The sequence below is a fragment of the Allobosea sp. CS1GBMeth4 genome, assembly GCF_900185715.1.
Classification (GTDB): domain Bacteria; phylum Pseudomonadota; class Alphaproteobacteria; order Rhizobiales; family Beijerinckiaceae; genus Allobosea.
In genome coordinates this window covers 146,181-159,700 of the sequence record NZ_FYAS01000002.1, presented here as the reverse complement: position 1 = coordinate 159,700, position 13,520 = coordinate 146,181, and the positions used below count along the sequence as shown (strand labels likewise).

General features: G+C 68.5%; 16 protein-coding genes and 3 tRNA genes. 11 read left to right on the top strand and 8 right to left on the bottom strand.

The genetic code is table 11. The features are described from left to right. Nucleotides 1–5: 5 nt before the first annotated feature. Nucleotides 6–1,418 carry a TolC family outer membrane protein gene (locus tag CS1GBM4_RS00810; protein ID WP_244606991.1) on the bottom strand — a complete coding sequence of 471 codons (1,413 nt, stop codon included), beginning with the start codon at nt 1,416–1,418 and terminating at the stop codon, nt 6–8. 201 nt (nt 1,419–1,619) lie between these two features. After that, nucleotides 1,620–2,261 carry a methyltransferase domain-containing protein gene (locus CS1GBM4_RS00805; RefSeq protein WP_186416776.1) on the bottom strand — a complete coding sequence of 214 codons (642 nt, stop codon included), beginning with the start codon at nt 2,259–2,261 and terminating at the stop codon, nt 1,620–1,622. A 349-nt stretch (nt 2,262–2,610) separates the two neighbouring features. On the opposite strand from CS1GBM4_RS00805, the gene CS1GBM4_RS00800 reads away from it, so the two are divergent. Continuing rightward, complete coding sequence (locus CS1GBM4_RS00800; protein WP_348522306.1) at nt 2,611–2,832, top strand: hypothetical protein; 222 nt, start codon at nt 2,611–2,613, stop codon at nt 2,830–2,832. A 41-nt stretch (nt 2,833–2,873) separates the two neighbouring features. Here the strand turns inward: CS1GBM4_RS00800 and CS1GBM4_RS00795 are convergent. Then, nucleotides 2,874–2,947: transfer RNA gene (locus CS1GBM4_RS00795), tRNA-Cys, on the bottom strand. A gap of 189 nt (nt 2,948–3,136) precedes the next feature. Here CS1GBM4_RS00795 and CS1GBM4_RS00790 point away from each other — a divergent pair. Together CS1GBM4_RS00790 and CS1GBM4_RS00785 are read left to right on the top strand one after the other, a co-directional pair. Further along, nucleotides 3,137–3,211: transfer RNA gene (locus tag CS1GBM4_RS00790), tRNA-Asn, on the top strand. Nucleotides 3,212–3,270: 59 nt separating this feature from the next. Further along, complete coding sequence (locus CS1GBM4_RS00785) at nt 3,271–3,693, top strand: VanZ family protein (RefSeq protein ID WP_186416774.1); 423 nt, start codon at nt 3,271–3,273, stop codon at nt 3,691–3,693. A 9-nt stretch (nt 3,694–3,702) separates the two neighbouring features. Here CS1GBM4_RS00785 and CS1GBM4_RS00780 read toward each other — a convergent pair whose 3' ends face one another. Continuing rightward, nucleotides 3,703–4,332 carry a glutathione S-transferase family protein gene (locus CS1GBM4_RS00780; RefSeq protein WP_244606990.1) on the bottom strand — a complete coding sequence of 210 codons (630 nt, stop codon included), beginning with the start codon at nt 4,330–4,332 and terminating at the stop codon, nt 3,703–3,705. A 267-nt stretch (nt 4,333–4,599) separates the two neighbouring features. On the opposite strand from CS1GBM4_RS00780, the gene CS1GBM4_RS00775 reads away from it, so the two are divergent. Further along, entirely contained in the window at nt 4,600–5,046 is a 447-nt protein-coding gene (locus tag CS1GBM4_RS00775) for a VOC family protein (protein ID WP_186416772.1), read from the top strand. Nucleotides 5,047–5,068: 22 nt separating this feature from the next. Here the strand turns inward: CS1GBM4_RS00775 and CS1GBM4_RS00770 are convergent. The 3 genes from CS1GBM4_RS00770 to CS1GBM4_RS00760 form a co-directional block, all read right to left on the bottom strand. After that, nucleotides 5,069–5,155, bottom strand: a tRNA-Leu gene (locus CS1GBM4_RS00770). A 57-nt stretch (nt 5,156–5,212) separates the two neighbouring features. Continuing rightward, nucleotides 5,213–5,863 carry a DUF1190 domain-containing protein gene (locus tag CS1GBM4_RS00765; RefSeq protein ID WP_186416771.1) on the bottom strand — a complete coding sequence of 217 codons (651 nt, stop codon included), beginning with the start codon at nt 5,861–5,863 and terminating at the stop codon, nt 5,213–5,215. A 29-nt stretch (nt 5,864–5,892) separates the two neighbouring features. Continuing rightward, the gene (locus CS1GBM4_RS00760) at nt 5,893–7,473 is read right to left on the bottom strand and encodes an AMP-binding protein (protein WP_186416770.1); all 1,581 of its coding nucleotides are present in this window, start codon (nt 7,471–7,473) and stop codon (nt 5,893–5,895) included. Nucleotides 7,474–7,726: 253 nt separating this feature from the next. On the opposite strand from CS1GBM4_RS00760, the gene CS1GBM4_RS00755 reads away from it, so the two are divergent. The 6 genes from CS1GBM4_RS00755 (at nt 7,727) to CS1GBM4_RS00730 (ending at nt 10,676) form a co-directional block, all read left to right on the top strand. Next, nucleotides 7,727–8,239, top strand: coding sequence for a hypothetical protein (locus CS1GBM4_RS00755; protein ID WP_186416769.1), 513 nt, complete (start codon nt 7,727–7,729; stop codon nt 8,237–8,239). Between the two features lie 151 nt (nt 8,240–8,390). Beyond that, nucleotides 8,391–8,735: a hypothetical protein gene (locus tag CS1GBM4_RS00750; RefSeq protein ID WP_186416768.1), complete on the top strand. Its 345-nt coding sequence runs from the start codon at nt 8,391–8,393 to the stop codon at nt 8,733–8,735. A gap of 161 nt (nt 8,736–8,896) precedes the next feature. Further along, nucleotides 8,897–9,187, top strand: coding sequence for a hypothetical protein (locus CS1GBM4_RS00745; protein ID WP_186416767.1), 291 nt, complete (start codon nt 8,897–8,899; stop codon nt 9,185–9,187). A 162-nt stretch (nt 9,188–9,349) separates the two neighbouring features. Continuing rightward, nucleotides 9,350–9,685, top strand: coding sequence for a DUF1236 domain-containing protein (locus CS1GBM4_RS00740; protein ID WP_186416766.1), 336 nt, complete (start codon nt 9,350–9,352; stop codon nt 9,683–9,685). Nucleotides 9,686–9,823: 138 nt separating this feature from the next. After that, nucleotides 9,824–10,081 (top strand): hypothetical protein, encoded by a 258-nt coding sequence (locus tag CS1GBM4_RS00735; RefSeq protein ID WP_186416765.1) that lies wholly within the window; start codon nt 9,824–9,826, stop codon nt 10,079–10,081. 391 nt (nt 10,082–10,472) lie between these two features. After that, nucleotides 10,473–10,676 (top strand): DUF4167 domain-containing protein, encoded by a 204-nt coding sequence (locus CS1GBM4_RS00730; protein WP_186416764.1) that lies wholly within the window; start codon nt 10,473–10,475, stop codon nt 10,674–10,676. A 954-nt stretch (nt 10,677–11,630) separates the two neighbouring features. Here CS1GBM4_RS00730 and CS1GBM4_RS00725 read toward each other — a convergent pair. Then, nucleotides 11,631–12,095: a hypothetical protein gene (locus tag CS1GBM4_RS00725; protein WP_186416763.1), complete on the bottom strand. Its 465-nt coding sequence runs from the start codon at nt 12,093–12,095 to the stop codon at nt 11,631–11,633. Nucleotides 12,096–12,295: 200 nt separating this feature from the next. Here CS1GBM4_RS00725 and CS1GBM4_RS00720 point away from each other — a divergent pair, with 200 nt between their 5' ends. After that, on the top strand, nt 12,296–13,366 hold the full coding sequence (locus tag CS1GBM4_RS00720) for a serine hydrolase (RefSeq protein ID WP_244606989.1): 1,071 nt from the start codon (nt 12,296–12,298) through the stop codon (nt 13,364–13,366). Nucleotides 13,367–13,520 lie beyond the last annotated feature (154 nt).

The window sequence follows — 13,520 nt, the reverse complement described above, 5'->3', positions numbered from 1 at the left end:
CCGGCTCAGCGGCCGTCCGGCGTCTGCGTGCCCCAGAGCAGGCCCTTGACCTGGTCGTAATGCCTGCGGGCGTCGTAACGCTCGGCCTTGAGCTTCAGTGTCTCCGCCGAGAGCAGTCCGACCGCGGACAGGACGGCGTAGGATGCGACGACGCGGTCGCGCTGCGCCGTCACCAGCGAGGCGCGGGCGCTGACCAGCTCCTGCTGGGCGTTGAGCACGTCGAGCGTGGTGCGCTGGCCGACCTTGGCCTCCTCGCGCACGCCGGCGAGCGCGGTCTCGGCGGCCTGAACCTGAGCTTGCGCGGAGCTGATCTGCGCCTTGGCCGCCTCATGCGCCCCCCAGGCGGACACGACGGCCGCGCGCACCGTGTCGCGCGAGGTGTCAACCTCGATCCGGCGCTGCCCGGCCGTCTCCTTCGCCTGGCGCGTGCGCGAATAGACCTGGCCGCCTTCATAGATCGGGATCGTCAGGGTCGCGACCGCGCTGGCCGAGGTGCGGTTGTCGCCGAAGAACTGGTTGTCGTAGCGCTGCGTCACCAGGCCGCGCACGCCGAGGGTCGGGTAGAGATCGGCCTCCGTGACCTTGACCTGCAGCTCCGCCGCGTCGACGCCATGCAGCGCCGCGATGATCGCCGGGTGTCCCTGCAGCGCGAGGCTCAGCGCCCGCGGCAGCGACTTCGGCATCAGGTTCTCGACCGGGCGGCCGGGCGCGAGCTGCTTCGGTTCCGCCCCGACATTCTGGCGATAGCGTGCGATCGAGGTCTTGAGGTTGGATTCCGCCAGGATCGCCTGCGACTGCGCCGAGGACAGGCGCGCCTCGGCCTGCGCCACGTCGGTGCGCGTCACCTCGCCGACCTGAAACCGGTCGCGCGTCTGGCGCAGCTGTTCCTCGAGCACCTCGACGTTGTTCCGGTTGAGATTGAGGATCGCGGTGTCGCGCAGCACGTTCATATAGGAGGTGGCGGCGTCGAGCAGAACGTTCTGCTCGGTGTTGCGCAAAGTCGCGCGCGCGCCCAGCACCTGCGATTCGGCCTGGCTGACGGAGCTGCGGGTCTTGCCGCCGTCGAAGATGTTCTGGTCGACCTGGAGCCCCGCGCCGCGTGGGTTGAAGCGCGAGACATTGCGGCTGTGGGTGGCGCCCTGGGCCCCCGCCGGAATGTCGCTCTCGGTGATGCTGGCACCGATATCGGCCGAAGCCGTGATGCGCGGCCGGTAGCCCGAGAGCGCCTGCGGCACGTTCTCATTGGTCGCGCGCACCGCTGCGCGCTGCGCGTTCAGCGTCGGATTGGCCGAATAGGCGCGCGCGAGCGCCGCATCCATCGTCTGTGCCAGCGCCGGCGAGCCGGTCAGGGCTCCCAGCATGCCGGCCATCACCAGACGGCTCGCGGTCTTCTTCCGGTCGGGTCGCGTTACAATCACTGGACGCCTCTTGTGCGGACTCTAGTCACGCCCAGGCATCGCCCCAGCCTCGGCACTTGATTTAAAATCATAAGCTTCGCAGCTCGCCCCGCCAATGTTGCGAGAGGAGCCGGCCGCTTTTCAATCCTCGACTGCCGCAAAAATGCGACACCTCCGCCGGGATTAGTTCCGACGGATTACCTCTCCTGGGGACAACCGCCCTCAGAGCGCGAACGCCTCGACTTTCCGGAATTCGCGCAGCGCCGGCGCCGCCGCATCGAAGACCGGACGGCCCGAGATCGATTCGCCGGCCTTGCGATAGAGCATCACCCGCGCCGAACGCCCGATCCCCTCGATCGCGATCAGCCTGCCGCCCTGGCGGACATGCCGAAACAGCGATTCGGGCTGCGTCTCGCAGGCACCGCTGACCAGCACGGCGTCGAACTGCCTGTCGGCGGGCAGGCTCGCGACGAGTTCGGCAGCCGGCACGCCCGGCTGGTCGAAGGCCGCGCGCGCCAGCCCCAGCGCAGCCTCGTCCGGCTCGAGCAGGGTCGCCTTCGCGCCCATCGCCGCCATCAGCGCCGCGCCATAGCCCGAGCCGCCACCATATTCGAGAACCTCCTCGCCCGGCTGCAGATCCAGCACCTGGATCATCCGCGCCGTCACCATCGGCGCCGGCAGGGCCCGGCTCGTACCTGGCAGCGGCTCCTGGCGGTCGAGATAGGCGAGCTGCGCCAGCGCGGCCGGCAGGAAGGCTTCGCGCGGCACCGAGTCGGCGGCGGCGAGCACGGCACGATCGGTCACGTCATAGGTGCGCAACTGGCAATCGACCATCATGCGCCGCAGTTCGGCGAAGCTGCTCATGCTCAAGATCTCCGAAGGAAGGCACCCGGACGGGCACCGAGCCTGCCCGCGGTTTTTGGGCGAGGCCGCCGCAAAAGGCAAGCCGCCGCCGCGACCACCTCCTCCGGGCGGCCCGCGCCGCTCCCGCCGAACCGTGCGGGCTCGGGCGCCCGTTGTCCGAGCCGCCATGGAAAAACCGGAGCGACCGCATACCTGTCCCCTCGGCGCCCACGCGAACGAACGGGCGAGCTGCGCGTTTCCACCGGGCAGCGATCATCGAGGTGAAATGCGCCTTCGGCCAGCAAGACACGAACTCAGAGCCGCCTTCAAGCGCATCGAGGCCGAGCTCCCTCCCCGGTTCGCCAAGGCGATGCGCTGGCTCCAGCATCGCCGTTCGCGCCTGGTCAGGGTCCCGGCCGGGCTCGTCCTCATCGCCGGCGGCGTCTTCTCCTTCCTGCCGGTGCTCGGCGTCTGGATGCTCCCGCTCGGCCTGATGCTGCTGGCGGCCGATGTGCCGCCGCTGCAGCGGCCGATGGCGCGCTTCGCGACCTGGTGCCTCGGCTGGCTGGAGCGCTTCAGGCGCCGGCGCTAGATGCGCTGCATCTGGACGGGATCGTCGGATCGGAAAGAAGGTGGAGGCCTCGCCCGGAATCGAACCGGGGTGCAAGGATTTGCAGTCCTCTGCGTAACCACTCCGCCACGAGGCCATCCGGGAGCGCCGCCGAAGCGCGCTCCACAGCGGCGCCTATAACCACATGCCGCCGCGCATCGCAACCGAAACAAGCGCCGTCATGTGGATTGACGATGGGGCAGGTCGCGCAGCCGCGATTTTCTCCGGCCGATGCCAGCAAAAGGCTTGCACCCGGCCGGCAGCGTCGCTATACGCCGCCCACCGATCCCGGATAGCTCAGCGGTAGAGCAATCGACTGTTAATCGATTGGTCGCAGGTTCGAATCCTGCTCCGGGAGCCAGCAGTTTCAAGGGCTTGAGCGATAGACCGCTTGGGCCCTTTCTGCTTTCCGGAGATCGCATGGGACAGCGGGAAGCAGGAAGGACGGGGCCGCGCCGGTCCGGATTCGCGCCGCCGGCACGCCGTTGGGCCGCGCTGATCGGCTGGAGCGCCGTCGCCCTCGTCGTCTTCGCGACATTGTCGCCGATCGGCGCCCGTCCCCATCTCGCCGGCCCGCAGCTCGAGCGCTTCGCCGCCTATCTCGTCGCCGCCGCCGCGCTCGCCACCGCCTACCCGGCACGCAAGGGGCTGATTCTCCTCTGCATCGTCGCCGGCGCCGCCGGGCTCGAGCTCGCCCAGCATTTCGAGGCGAGCCGGCATGCCCGCGCGCTCGACGCGCTGGTCAAGATCACCGGCGGGCTGACCGGCCTCGGCCTCGCGGCGCTGGGCGAGCGCCTCTGGTCGAAATGCGCCGCCGCTCTCGCCGCCGGACGCCCGGACTGACCGGCGTCGCTACGCCGCCGGCTGCACGGCGGCGAAGGCTTCCGCGATCCGCGGCGGCGCCGTCGGGCGCGCATACATGCGCTCGAGATAGCCGCTCAGCCGCGGGAAGCCGTCGAGCAGGTCCTGCTCGTTCGCCCAGTCCATGAGATAGGCGGTGACGCAGTCGGCCGCGCCCATCCGGTCGCCGACGATGAAGGCGCGCCCTTCCATATGGGCTTCGAGGACGGCCGCCATGCGCCTGAACTCGCCGCGGGCCAGGGCGATGTCCTGCGGCAGCCGCTTCTCCTCGGGATAGAGGAAGCTGTGCTTGGCGATGCGCCAGAGCGGCTGCTCCAGCTCGGTCATCGCGAACATGATCCAGCGATAGGCCTGCGCGCGCTCGCCGACATCGTCCGGCAGCAGGCGCTTCTCCGGGAATTTCTCGGCGAGATACAGGATGATCGCTGCCGATTCGGGCAGGACATGCGCGCCGTCGACCAGCACCGGCAGCTTGCCCGCGGGGTTGAGCTTCAGGAACTCGGGCGTCTGCGCCCCGCCGCCCAGCAGGTCGACATGGACGTAGTCGAAGGGCACGCCGAGCTCCTTCAGCCCCCACATCGCCCGCAGGGTCCGCGTCGGTCCGAATCCGTAGAGCTTCATCATCGTCTCCTCCTTGCGATCGCCGCTTGGCACGCCCCTCCGGCCGGTGGCCGAACCCCGTCCGGCCCGGATGGGAGCGAGCCGCCGGCGAGATACATACCGAACGGTTTGTATCTCGCCCGGCCTGACAAGTCCTGTCAGGACCGCGCAGCGCCCCACCCCACGGCGATTGACATCGCCGAGGCCCGCAAGGTTGATACCAACCCAATTGCGGCGCCGTGAGCTGACGTGAGGCGGCGCCGGCTGCCACCCTGAGAGGAGACGACCATGAAGATCGTGACCAGCCTGAGCTTTCGCGGCCAGTGCCGCGAGGCGTTCGAGTTCTACGCCGAGGTCCTCGGCGGCAAGATCACGGCGGCCATGCCCTATGCCGACGCGCCTCCGGACATGCCGATCAGCGACGAGAAGTACAAGAGCTGGCTGATGCATTGCTGGCTCGAGGTCGGCGACCAGGCTCTGATGGGCGCCGACATGGACATCGGCTGGGCCCCGAACATCGACAAGCCCAAGAACGGCTTCGACGTCACGCTGCACACCGGCGACCGGGCCGAGGCGCAGCGCTGGTTCGATCGGCTCTGCGAAGGCGGCAAGGCGGTGATGCCGTTCGGCGAGACCTTCTGGTCGCCCGGCTTCGGCTCGCTGGTCGACAGGTTCGGCGTGCCCTGGATGATCAACACCGTCCCCGCGGCGGGCTGGAAGCCGACGCAGGGCTGAGCCGCCCCGGGGCAATGCAGGATGGTGCGGACGGCGGGGATCGAACCCGCATGCCGTTTCCGGCGAGGCATTTTAAGTGCCTTGCGTCTACCAGTTTCGCCACGTCCGCGCGGCGGAACTGGTTAGCGGCGCGAAGGTCCGGCGACAAGCGCCGGTTGCGCGGCGTTCACCGCCTTCGCGCCGGCTTGTACCATTCGACGCCGTCGGGATCGACATAGAGCCCTGGCGCGACGTCGGAGCCGATCTTCTTCTGCTCCATCGGCACGCGCACCGTGTCGTCGCGGTCGCCGCGGCGGATATAGGGGCCGCTCGCCTGCTGGCTGTGCTGGCCGCGGCCGCCATCGCCGCCGCCGATCACCGCGCGGCGGGCCGCGACCTTGTCGTCGAGCGCCGCGACCTGGCGCGGCGAGAACGCGACTTTCGCCGAGCCCTCGATGATCGGCAGCGTCCTGCCGGCGGCGCCCTCGCCGGTGACGCGGATACCGACGAAGCGCGGCACATAGCTCGCCCCGCCGCCGCCGCGCGCCAGCGCATCCCAGCCGCCCGTGGTCGAGACCTGCGCCCCGCAGCGCTTGTGGGCGCGCTCGCAGGCCGCACGCGAGGCATAGCGCGGCGCCTTCTGCTCGAATTCGGCGCGCGCGTTGCGATAGGCGTTCTCGCACTGCTCGGCCGACAGCCTGCCGGCCTCGATGCATTCGTCGCGGCGGACATAGGTCTGGCCGGCGGCCTGGGCGGCGAGGTCGGCCGGCGCCAGCGCGAACCCGGCCACGGCGAAGGCCGCCGCGCGGGCGAGGACGAGCGGAATGAGCGCGATCATGCGCCCTCCCTGATCATGCGATTGTGGCGTCACAGCAGCGGCCTCATCGTGATGGCGAGCTCGCGCGTGCCACCATAATCGATCTTGCCGTTGCCGAGCACCGGAATCGAGCCGGTGACCAGGATCGCCCTGGGCAGCCACAGTTCCGGGAAACCCTGGCGCCTGGCCTCGTCCTGCAGCGCCTTCTTCTCGGCGTCGGGCTTCTCGGTGACGAGGACGAGCTGCTCGCCCTTGCGCGAATCCGGCAGCGCCACGACCACGTGACTGTGACCGGGCCACAAGCCTGCGATCATGCTCTCGACCGCCGCCAGCGAGACCATCTCGCCGCCCAGCTTGGCGAAGCGCCGCGCCCGGCCCTTGATCGCGACGAAGCCGTCCTCGATTACGACGATGTCGCCGGTGTCGTGCCAGCCGCCCTCCGGCGGCACGATGCTGCCCGGCCGCTCGGCGTCGAGATAGCCCAGCATCACGTTGGGGCCCCTGACGCAGAGCCGCCCGCCTTCGTGGATGCCCTCGACCGGCTCGAGCTTCGCCGCGATGCCCGGCAGGAGCCGGCCGACGCTGCCCTCGCGCATCGCCTTCGGCGTGTTCACGGCCAGCACGGGCGAGCACTCGGTGCAGCCATAGCCTTCGAGGATGGTGGTGCCGTAGGGCTGCCACATCGCCCGCGTCTCCGGCTTCACCCGCTCCGCTCCGGCGACGACATAGCGCACGCTGCCGAGATCGCCGGCATCGGCGGCGCGGGCATAGCCCTGCAGGAACGTGTCGGTCGCGAGCAGGAAGGTCGCCTTGGTCTCGCCGATCAGCTTCGGCACCTGCTTGTAGTGCAGCGGGCTCGGATAGAGCACGACCTTCATCCCGTGCAGCAGCGGCACCAGGATGCCGGCGGTCAGCCCGAAGGAGTGGAAGGCCGGGAGCGGGTTCATGAAGACGTCGCGCTCGGAGATCGCGCCTTCGGCGTGCCGGAAGACCTGGCGGGCGTTCGAGACCAGATTGGCATGGCTCAGCACCACGCCCTTCGGCTTGCCCTCCGTGCCGGAGGTGAACAGCAGCACGGCCGGGTCGTCCGGGCGGCCCGCATGGCGGCGATGCACCAGCCCGGGCGCCAGCGCCGCCAGCGCGCCGAGCGCCTTGTCGAGGCTGGTCAGGCCCTTGCGGACATCTTCGAGATAGATCACCCGCCGCCCCGGCGACAGCGCCGCGACGACGTCGTCGAGCTTGGCCTGGTCGATGAAGCGGCGCGAGGTGACGATGGTCGAGATCGGCCCGATCTCGCAGGCGGCATTGAGGTTCTTCAGGCCCGCGGTGAAGTTGAGCAGCGCCGGCACGCGGCCGAACGCCGAAAGGCCGAACAGCGTCACCGCCAGGCCCTGGACATTGGGCAGCATCAGCCCGACCCTCTCGCCAGGCCGCGTCAGCGCCGCGAGCTTGCGGCCGAGCACCAGTGCCCCCAGCACCAGCCCGCCGTAGCTGAGCGGCTTGCGCTCCGGATCCTCCAGCGCGACGCGGTTCCCTCCATGGCGCGCGATCGTCGCCAGCAGGGCCTGGAACAGGCTCGTCCGGGCACCGTCGGCATCGAAGGGCCGTGCCGGCAGGTCAATCGCAGCCATCTCGCCTTGCGCTCCGGATTCGTCCCTCTCCACAGCGGAACGTAGCGACCCGACGCCTGGTTGCAATGCACCGGCCGCCACGGCGTCGGCGCGGGCACAGGCGCCGGAGCCCGGTGACGGCTCAACGATCTCGAAACGGGCTCGGCGCAATCGCAGAAATTTGACGAAGAACCCGTTCATCACGTCGCGTCATCGTCATTGAGGTTGCATGGACTCGTTGCTATCTCAGGTTGCGGAGCTGGGGATTTCAGCCGTGCCGTCCTTTCGACAACTCATCGCCGTCGCCGCCGGGTTGAGCGCGGCAGCCTTCGCCGCGCCGGCGGCTGCCGCCGGCTTCTGGGAGACCCTGTTCGGCATCCCGCCGCGCCCGGCCGTGGCGCCGCGTCCGGAGAGCGGTCCGCTGCACATGACCGTGCGGCCGAAGCGCAAGAAGGTCGTCGGCACCGGGCAGGACGGGCCGAAGACCCTGCTCGCCAAGCCGATGGAATACGCCGACGACCCGTTCTGGTATCTCAAGGACGAGACGCTGAAGAAGGGCGACGTCATCGTCCTGAAGGATCGTGTCGTGGTCTTCGACGGCGGCGCGCGCGCCTACGCCAACTTCGCCAGCTTCCAGACGAGCCCGCTGCTCTCGGCCAGGGCCAAGAGCCAGCTCCGCTATCTGGTCTCGGCGCCGAAGGACAATTCCACCGTCTGGCAGCCGGCGAAGCCCGCCGGCGAGCCCGGCGCGGCGAGCACGGCGAAGCTCCCCGAGCGGATCAACTGACGCGCAGCCCCGCCGCGTTCATCCCATTTCGAACGCATTGATTCCGCGGAACGGTCAGACCGGCGCCAGAGCTTGACCGGATTTCGCGCCTAGCCTCGTTCCGCATCGGGCCTTTGCCCATCCTCCCTCCAGCGATGGAAAGGAGAGCGCGATGCGCAACCTCGCCGGGGCCGCCTGCCTGTCCCTCGCGCTGCTCGCGGGCGGCGCGCTGGCGCAGGCCCCCTTCCCCGATCATCCCGGCCTCCAGGACCCGGCCGCGATCCGCAATGCGACCGTGGTCGAGCGCGGCTCGCTGCCGCCGCAGCTGCGCGTGCAGGTCGACAGCGCCGTCGCGCAGACCAGCCCCGACGAGCTGCAGCGGCTCAGGCAGGCGATCGACGCCATTCCCGCCGCCGCCAGGGCGCTGCAGGCCAGGGGCATGAATTCGGCCTGGGTGATCGCCGCCGCGCTCGACGAGGACGGCGACCTCACCCTGATCGCCGCGGAGACGATCTGAGCCTCCGCCACTCCGGGCCGCCGGCGCAAGCCGGGCCCGGCACCGGCCACGGGCAGCCCGGCGCTCCTGCCCCGTCCTGCGCAGCGCCATGCGAGCCGGATCCGATCGGATCCTCCGGGGCCGACCGGCTGATCCGTCTCCCTTCCGAGAGAGGACCGACCATGAAGCTGACCGAAGCCCGCATCGACAGCGCCTTGCACCAGATCGAGGCCCAGGCCGTGCCGGAGAACCATCCCGTCACCCTCCAGCTCAGCGAGCTCTTCGGCGAGCACACCTTCTTCCTCGACGCCGGCGGGCTGACGATCATCGAGCCTGTGCAGGTGGATGGCGGCGCCGACGGCATGGGCCGCGTGGTCAAGCTCGCCCGCTGGGGCGACGACACCCACCGGAACCTCGCGCCGCACGAGCCCGAATACACCGACATCGTGGTCGCGCTCGACCGGGCGGCCTGACGTGCGGCCGCTCCGGTTCCGCCTGGATGCCCGCGGCGCCGGAAGCGTGCGCTCGCCGACAATCCGGCGGGCGATGCGGGAACATCGGCTCCGCCGCCTCGTTGGCTAGGGAGGATCGGACGTGACGTCCACCCATCCCGAACCAGAGAAAGGACCAGACCCATGCTCAAGCATGTCATCTTGGCCGCCGGCCTCGTCCTCGGCTCCAGCGCCGTGATGGCGCAGAATCAGGGCCAGCCCAACGGCCTGCCCGAGCCGCCGGGCATCAGCAGCGAGATGGCGCCGCGCTTCCAGCGCTATGTCGTCGAGCAGCGGCCGACCTCCTACAGCTACGACCAGCCGGTCGTCGTCGGCGCCACCCTGCCCGCCACCGGCGTGACCTACTATCCGGTGCCGCAGGAATACGGCGTCAGCAGCACCTATCGCTACACCGTGGTCAACAACCGGCCCGTCCTGGTCGAGCCCGGCACGCGCCGCATCGTCCAGGTGATCGAGTGATCGATCCGAAGTCGCGTGGCGTACCCGTTGCGTAGCCTCGGCCCGCCCGCGAGGGCGGGCCTTTTCCGTGCCCGCCGGCTTGCGGCCCTTACAATCGCCGCGCCAGTCGCCATATGGGTGGCAGGCCCGGAGGACGTCATGGATACGACCGTGTGGCATGACGGCGCCGGCAATTGGGGCGTCTCCGACCTGCTCGAGCGCCCGATCTGCTCGATCGTTCGCGACGCGCACGGCAGCTGCTGGATCGTCCTGTCGGAGGAGCAGGTCGCCCGCCTGAGCGATATCCGGAAGGGGCCGTTCCTGTCGGTGAATGCGGCGATGACAGCCATCGAGAAGAATCTCAATGGGCCATGCCGCCATCGCACGGCCACCGCTCCGGCGGACCATTTTCCCTGAGCCTCGGACCGGTCAACCTCATTCGGCCACAATGCCGGGCTATAAGAACGGCGCAGGATGGATTCGCTGGTCTCTCATCGGGGATCGCGGCGAGCCTCCAGCCCCTCCGTCGACAATTTGATTGCTGCAGACGGCAGCAGCATCGGCGTCCCTGGACGGCGATGTCCCATTACGCCGCGTGGCCTCCGCCGCGCGATAAACGAGTACACATGCAAGATACGACAAGACTGAAGCCGACTGAGTCCCGCCATGGCGCCGACATCGCCGCCATGCAGCCGAGAGCCGCCGCCGACTGGAAGCCGCAGCCCTGCGGCCTCAGCCGCGAGGAACTGCGCCGGATCGTCCGGAAAATGCTGGGATGAGGAAGCTGGTTATGACCACGCACCAACCCATGACGTCGAAGAACCGCGCCCCCCGCTCGGAAGGGCGCGCCGCGCCCCGGCGGACGATGCCGGGCGCCAGCGCGCAGGCGAACTGCGAGCGCTACCGGACCCTGGCCGAGGCCAGGGCCCGCGCCGGCGACCGCATCGAGGCCGAGCGCTGCTATCAGCACGCCGAGCATTATCAGCGCCTGCTCAACGGCACCGCCGCCTGAGCCGCCGGAACCGCGCCCCGACCTGCTCCCGCAGGGATGCCTCGGCGAAAGGCTGATCGCCTTGCCTCCGTCCGTCCCCCTTGTGGGGAAGGGCATGGGGATGGCGGACGAACGACCGGGTACGAGGCGATTTGTAGAAGCGGACCAGCCGGTTCCCGGCGAAGTCGGTTCGACTTTGCGCCCCCCGCCCCTGCCCTTCCCCACAAGGCGGAGGGGTTCCCCGCGCCCTTCCCGTCATGGTCGGGCTCGTCCCGGCCATCCACGTTTTCGCCCGGTCGACCAGGCGCCGTGGTCGAGACGTGGATGCTCGCCATAAGGGCGGGCCTGACGGCGAAGCCCGCGGGGATATATCCCCAATCGATCCCCGCTCCCGAAACCCCGCTTATGCTTCGCCTGTCCCGCCCGAACCGAGGGGGCTTCGCGAGGCATCATGAGGCCGGGCGGGAGAGCGGTGTTTCGTGGCGACAGGGCCTTGCGAGCCCGGAGGAGCCCGGCTCCGCGGAAGTGCGATCCACTTTCGCGAGCTTGCTCCTTCCACCACGGAGGGATTTCGTCGTTCGGGGCAGGCACCCCGGTCCAGCCGGACGCAACACACGACGAAGGCTCGAAAGAAAACCGCGCGCGGGGGCTGGGCAGCGGCCAGTGGCGCTGCCTCGACATTTCGACATCGACATTCGGCACGCAGCCGTCGACTGCGACGCCGCCCAGCCCCGCGCCTCCCTCGGGATCGCGCCTGCGTTCAAACCCTCGCGGCGATGAGCCGGCGGGAGGCTCCACCGTGGATGAAGGAGCTCGGCCTTCGCGAAGCCACTGGTCTCACCGGGCGACCGGAGGGAGACCCGGGACCCACTCACGGCAAGGCCCCTGGCGTGCTCTGCGCTACGCTCTGGCCGGGATGACCTGAATCTTGGGAGGTTCTAACCATGCCGCTGAGCAGATTGATCACGTCGCATGTTAGAGGGCGCTCTCCCCCACAGAGAAGTTCGTAATATCAATCCTGCGGTCTGAGCACGTCTTATCAAAGTAAAATACGGAACCATTCAATTTAATAGTGGAAACAGCCGAATTCAGATCGGATCTATCGAATTTGACTCCGCCATGCTCCAAAAAAGAACCGAACTCATCAATCTCAATGGAACTGAATGACGCATCTACGCCTGGAAGGATCAGTTTTTCTGACTGCGTTGAACCAGGATAAACGAAAACCAAAATAATCTTGTCGTGCTCCGGTGAAAAATAGAACGATAAATCATCGAATCTAACTACATCAGCAGTGTCGAGCCTAAAGAACTCAAAGGGCAGGCCAAGGCGAAAAACATTCTCGATGCCCCTCTCTAGCTCTGACCGAATCTTCAATATCGCCGGGTGCGAGGGCAGCGAGGCGAATGCCGCGCACAACGCCATCTTGCTCTTCCGCATATGGTCAACGTTCCGGCTCGTTGAACACGCAGCTGCCTTTATATACCGAGGGTTGTAAACGCTCACATACCTGTTCCGACTGTCCGCCGCCAGTAATCATTGCACCTTGCGCACAGCCTGACCTGCACCGAGAGACGAAGACGCCTCGCAGCAGCAATGCTAAACCCGCCCCGTCAGCCCCCGCCTCCCCGAGTCCCGCCTTGCCCCATTCCCTCTCCCCCGCCCGTCTCCAGGCCGCCATCGACTTCGCGCAGGCGCACGACTCCCCCTGGCCGCGCAGCATGTTCTATCCGGACGGCGCCTATGTCGGGAACCGCGAATGGGACGAGAAAGGTCCCTGGACCGAGATCGTCGGGCCGGTCGAGCCGCGCGGCGGGCCGGCCGGCGTGGTCTTGAAATGCGGTCAGGTCGTCGCCGAATGGGGCGATGTCGAGCGGGCCGACATGACCTTCTCGATCGCCAAGAGCTATCTCTCGGTGCTGGCCGGCCTCGCCGTCGCCGACGGCTTGATCGCCGATATCGACGAGCCGGTGGGCCGGAGCGTCGACGGCCCGCATTTCTCCAGCCCGCACAATGCCAAGGTCACCTGGCGCCATCTGCTCAACATGAACAGCGAATGGCAGGGCGAGATCTTCGGCAAATCCGACCAGGTCGACCATTTCAGGCAGATCGGCATCGGCGCCGACAACAGCCGCAAGGGCCAGCGCCGCGAGCTCAGCGAGCCCGGCAGCCTCTACGAATACAACGACGTCCGGGTGAACGCGCTCGGCTACGCGCTGCTGCGCCGCTTCCGGAAGCCGCTGCCGCAGGTGCTGCGCGAGCGCATCATGGATCCGATCGGCGCCTCGCAGGGCTGGCGCTGGGAGGGCTACGAGACCTCCTGGGTCGAGATCGACGGTGAGCGCATGCAGTCGGTCCCCGGCGGCGGCCATTGGGGCGGCGGCCTCTTCATCAGCGCCCGCGACCATGCCCGCTTCGGCCAATTGATCGCGCAGAACGGCGTCTGGGAGGGGCGCGAGCTGATTCCGGCCGCCTGGCTGGCGCAATCGGTCATCCCCTCGCCGACCCTGCCGAATTACGGCTTCCTCTGGTGGCTGAACCGCGGCCCCGCCGCCAATCCGAAGCTGCCGGCGAGCGCCTTCAGCGCGCAGGGAGCCGGCAACAACCTGATCTGGATCGACCCGGAGCACGAGCTCGTCGCCGTGCTGCGCTGGATCGACAAGGCCGCAATCGACGGCTTCCTGGAGCGGCTGGTCGCGGCGGTGGAGTGATTGACGCCGGAACCGCGACGCGCCCCCCTCTCCTGACAGATTCCTCCGCGAAACGCGAAGAGGCGCGGGTAACCCCTCCCCCTGGGGGAGGGGAAGGGGTGGGGGGCGAAAAGTCGGACGGCGTTCGCCGGGAATTGGCTGGTCCGCGTCTACA

Bases quoted from the DNA above. Each gene is read 5' to 3' on its own strand.
- CS1GBM4_RS00805 (WP_186416776.1), bottom strand. From the start codon at position 2,261: ATGAGCAGCTTCGCCGAACTGCGGCGCATGATGGTCGATTGCCAGTTG.
- CS1GBM4_RS00800 (WP_348522306.1), top strand. From the start codon at position 2,611: ATGCGCTGGCTCCAGCATCGCCGTTCGCGCCTGGTCAGGGTCCCGGCC.
- CS1GBM4_RS00785 (WP_186416774.1), top strand. From the start codon at position 3,271: ATGGGACAGCGGGAAGCAGGAAGGACGGGGCCGCGCCGGTCCGGATTC.
- CS1GBM4_RS00780 (WP_244606990.1), bottom strand. From the start codon at position 4,332: ATGAAGCTCTACGGATTCGGACCGACGCGGACCCTGCGGGCGATGTGG.
- CS1GBM4_RS00775 (WP_186416772.1), top strand. From the start codon at position 4,600: ATGAAGATCGTGACCAGCCTGAGCTTTCGCGGCCAGTGCCGCGAGGCG.
- CS1GBM4_RS00765 (WP_186416771.1), bottom strand. From the start codon at position 5,863: ATGATCGCGCTCATTCCGCTCGTCCTCGCCCGCGCGGCGGCCTTCGCC.
- CS1GBM4_RS00760 (WP_186416770.1), bottom strand. From the start codon at position 7,473: ATGGCTGCGATTGACCTGCCGGCACGGCCCTTCGATGCCGACGGTGCC.
- CS1GBM4_RS00750 (WP_186416768.1), top strand. From the start codon at position 8,391: ATGCGCAACCTCGCCGGGGCCGCCTGCCTGTCCCTCGCGCTGCTCGCG.
- CS1GBM4_RS00745 (WP_186416767.1), top strand. From the start codon at position 8,897: ATGAAGCTGACCGAAGCCCGCATCGACAGCGCCTTGCACCAGATCGAG.
- CS1GBM4_RS00740 (WP_186416766.1), top strand. From the start codon at position 9,350: ATGCTCAAGCATGTCATCTTGGCCGCCGGCCTCGTCCTCGGCTCCAGC.
- CS1GBM4_RS00735 (WP_186416765.1), top strand. From the start codon at position 9,824: ATGGATACGACCGTGTGGCATGACGGCGCCGGCAATTGGGGCGTCTCC.
- CS1GBM4_RS00730 (WP_186416764.1), top strand. From the start codon at position 10,473: ATGACGTCGAAGAACCGCGCCCCCCGCTCGGAAGGGCGCGCCGCGCCC.
- CS1GBM4_RS00725 (WP_186416763.1), bottom strand. From the start codon at position 12,095: ATGCGGAAGAGCAAGATGGCGTTGTGCGCGGCATTCGCCTCGCTGCCC.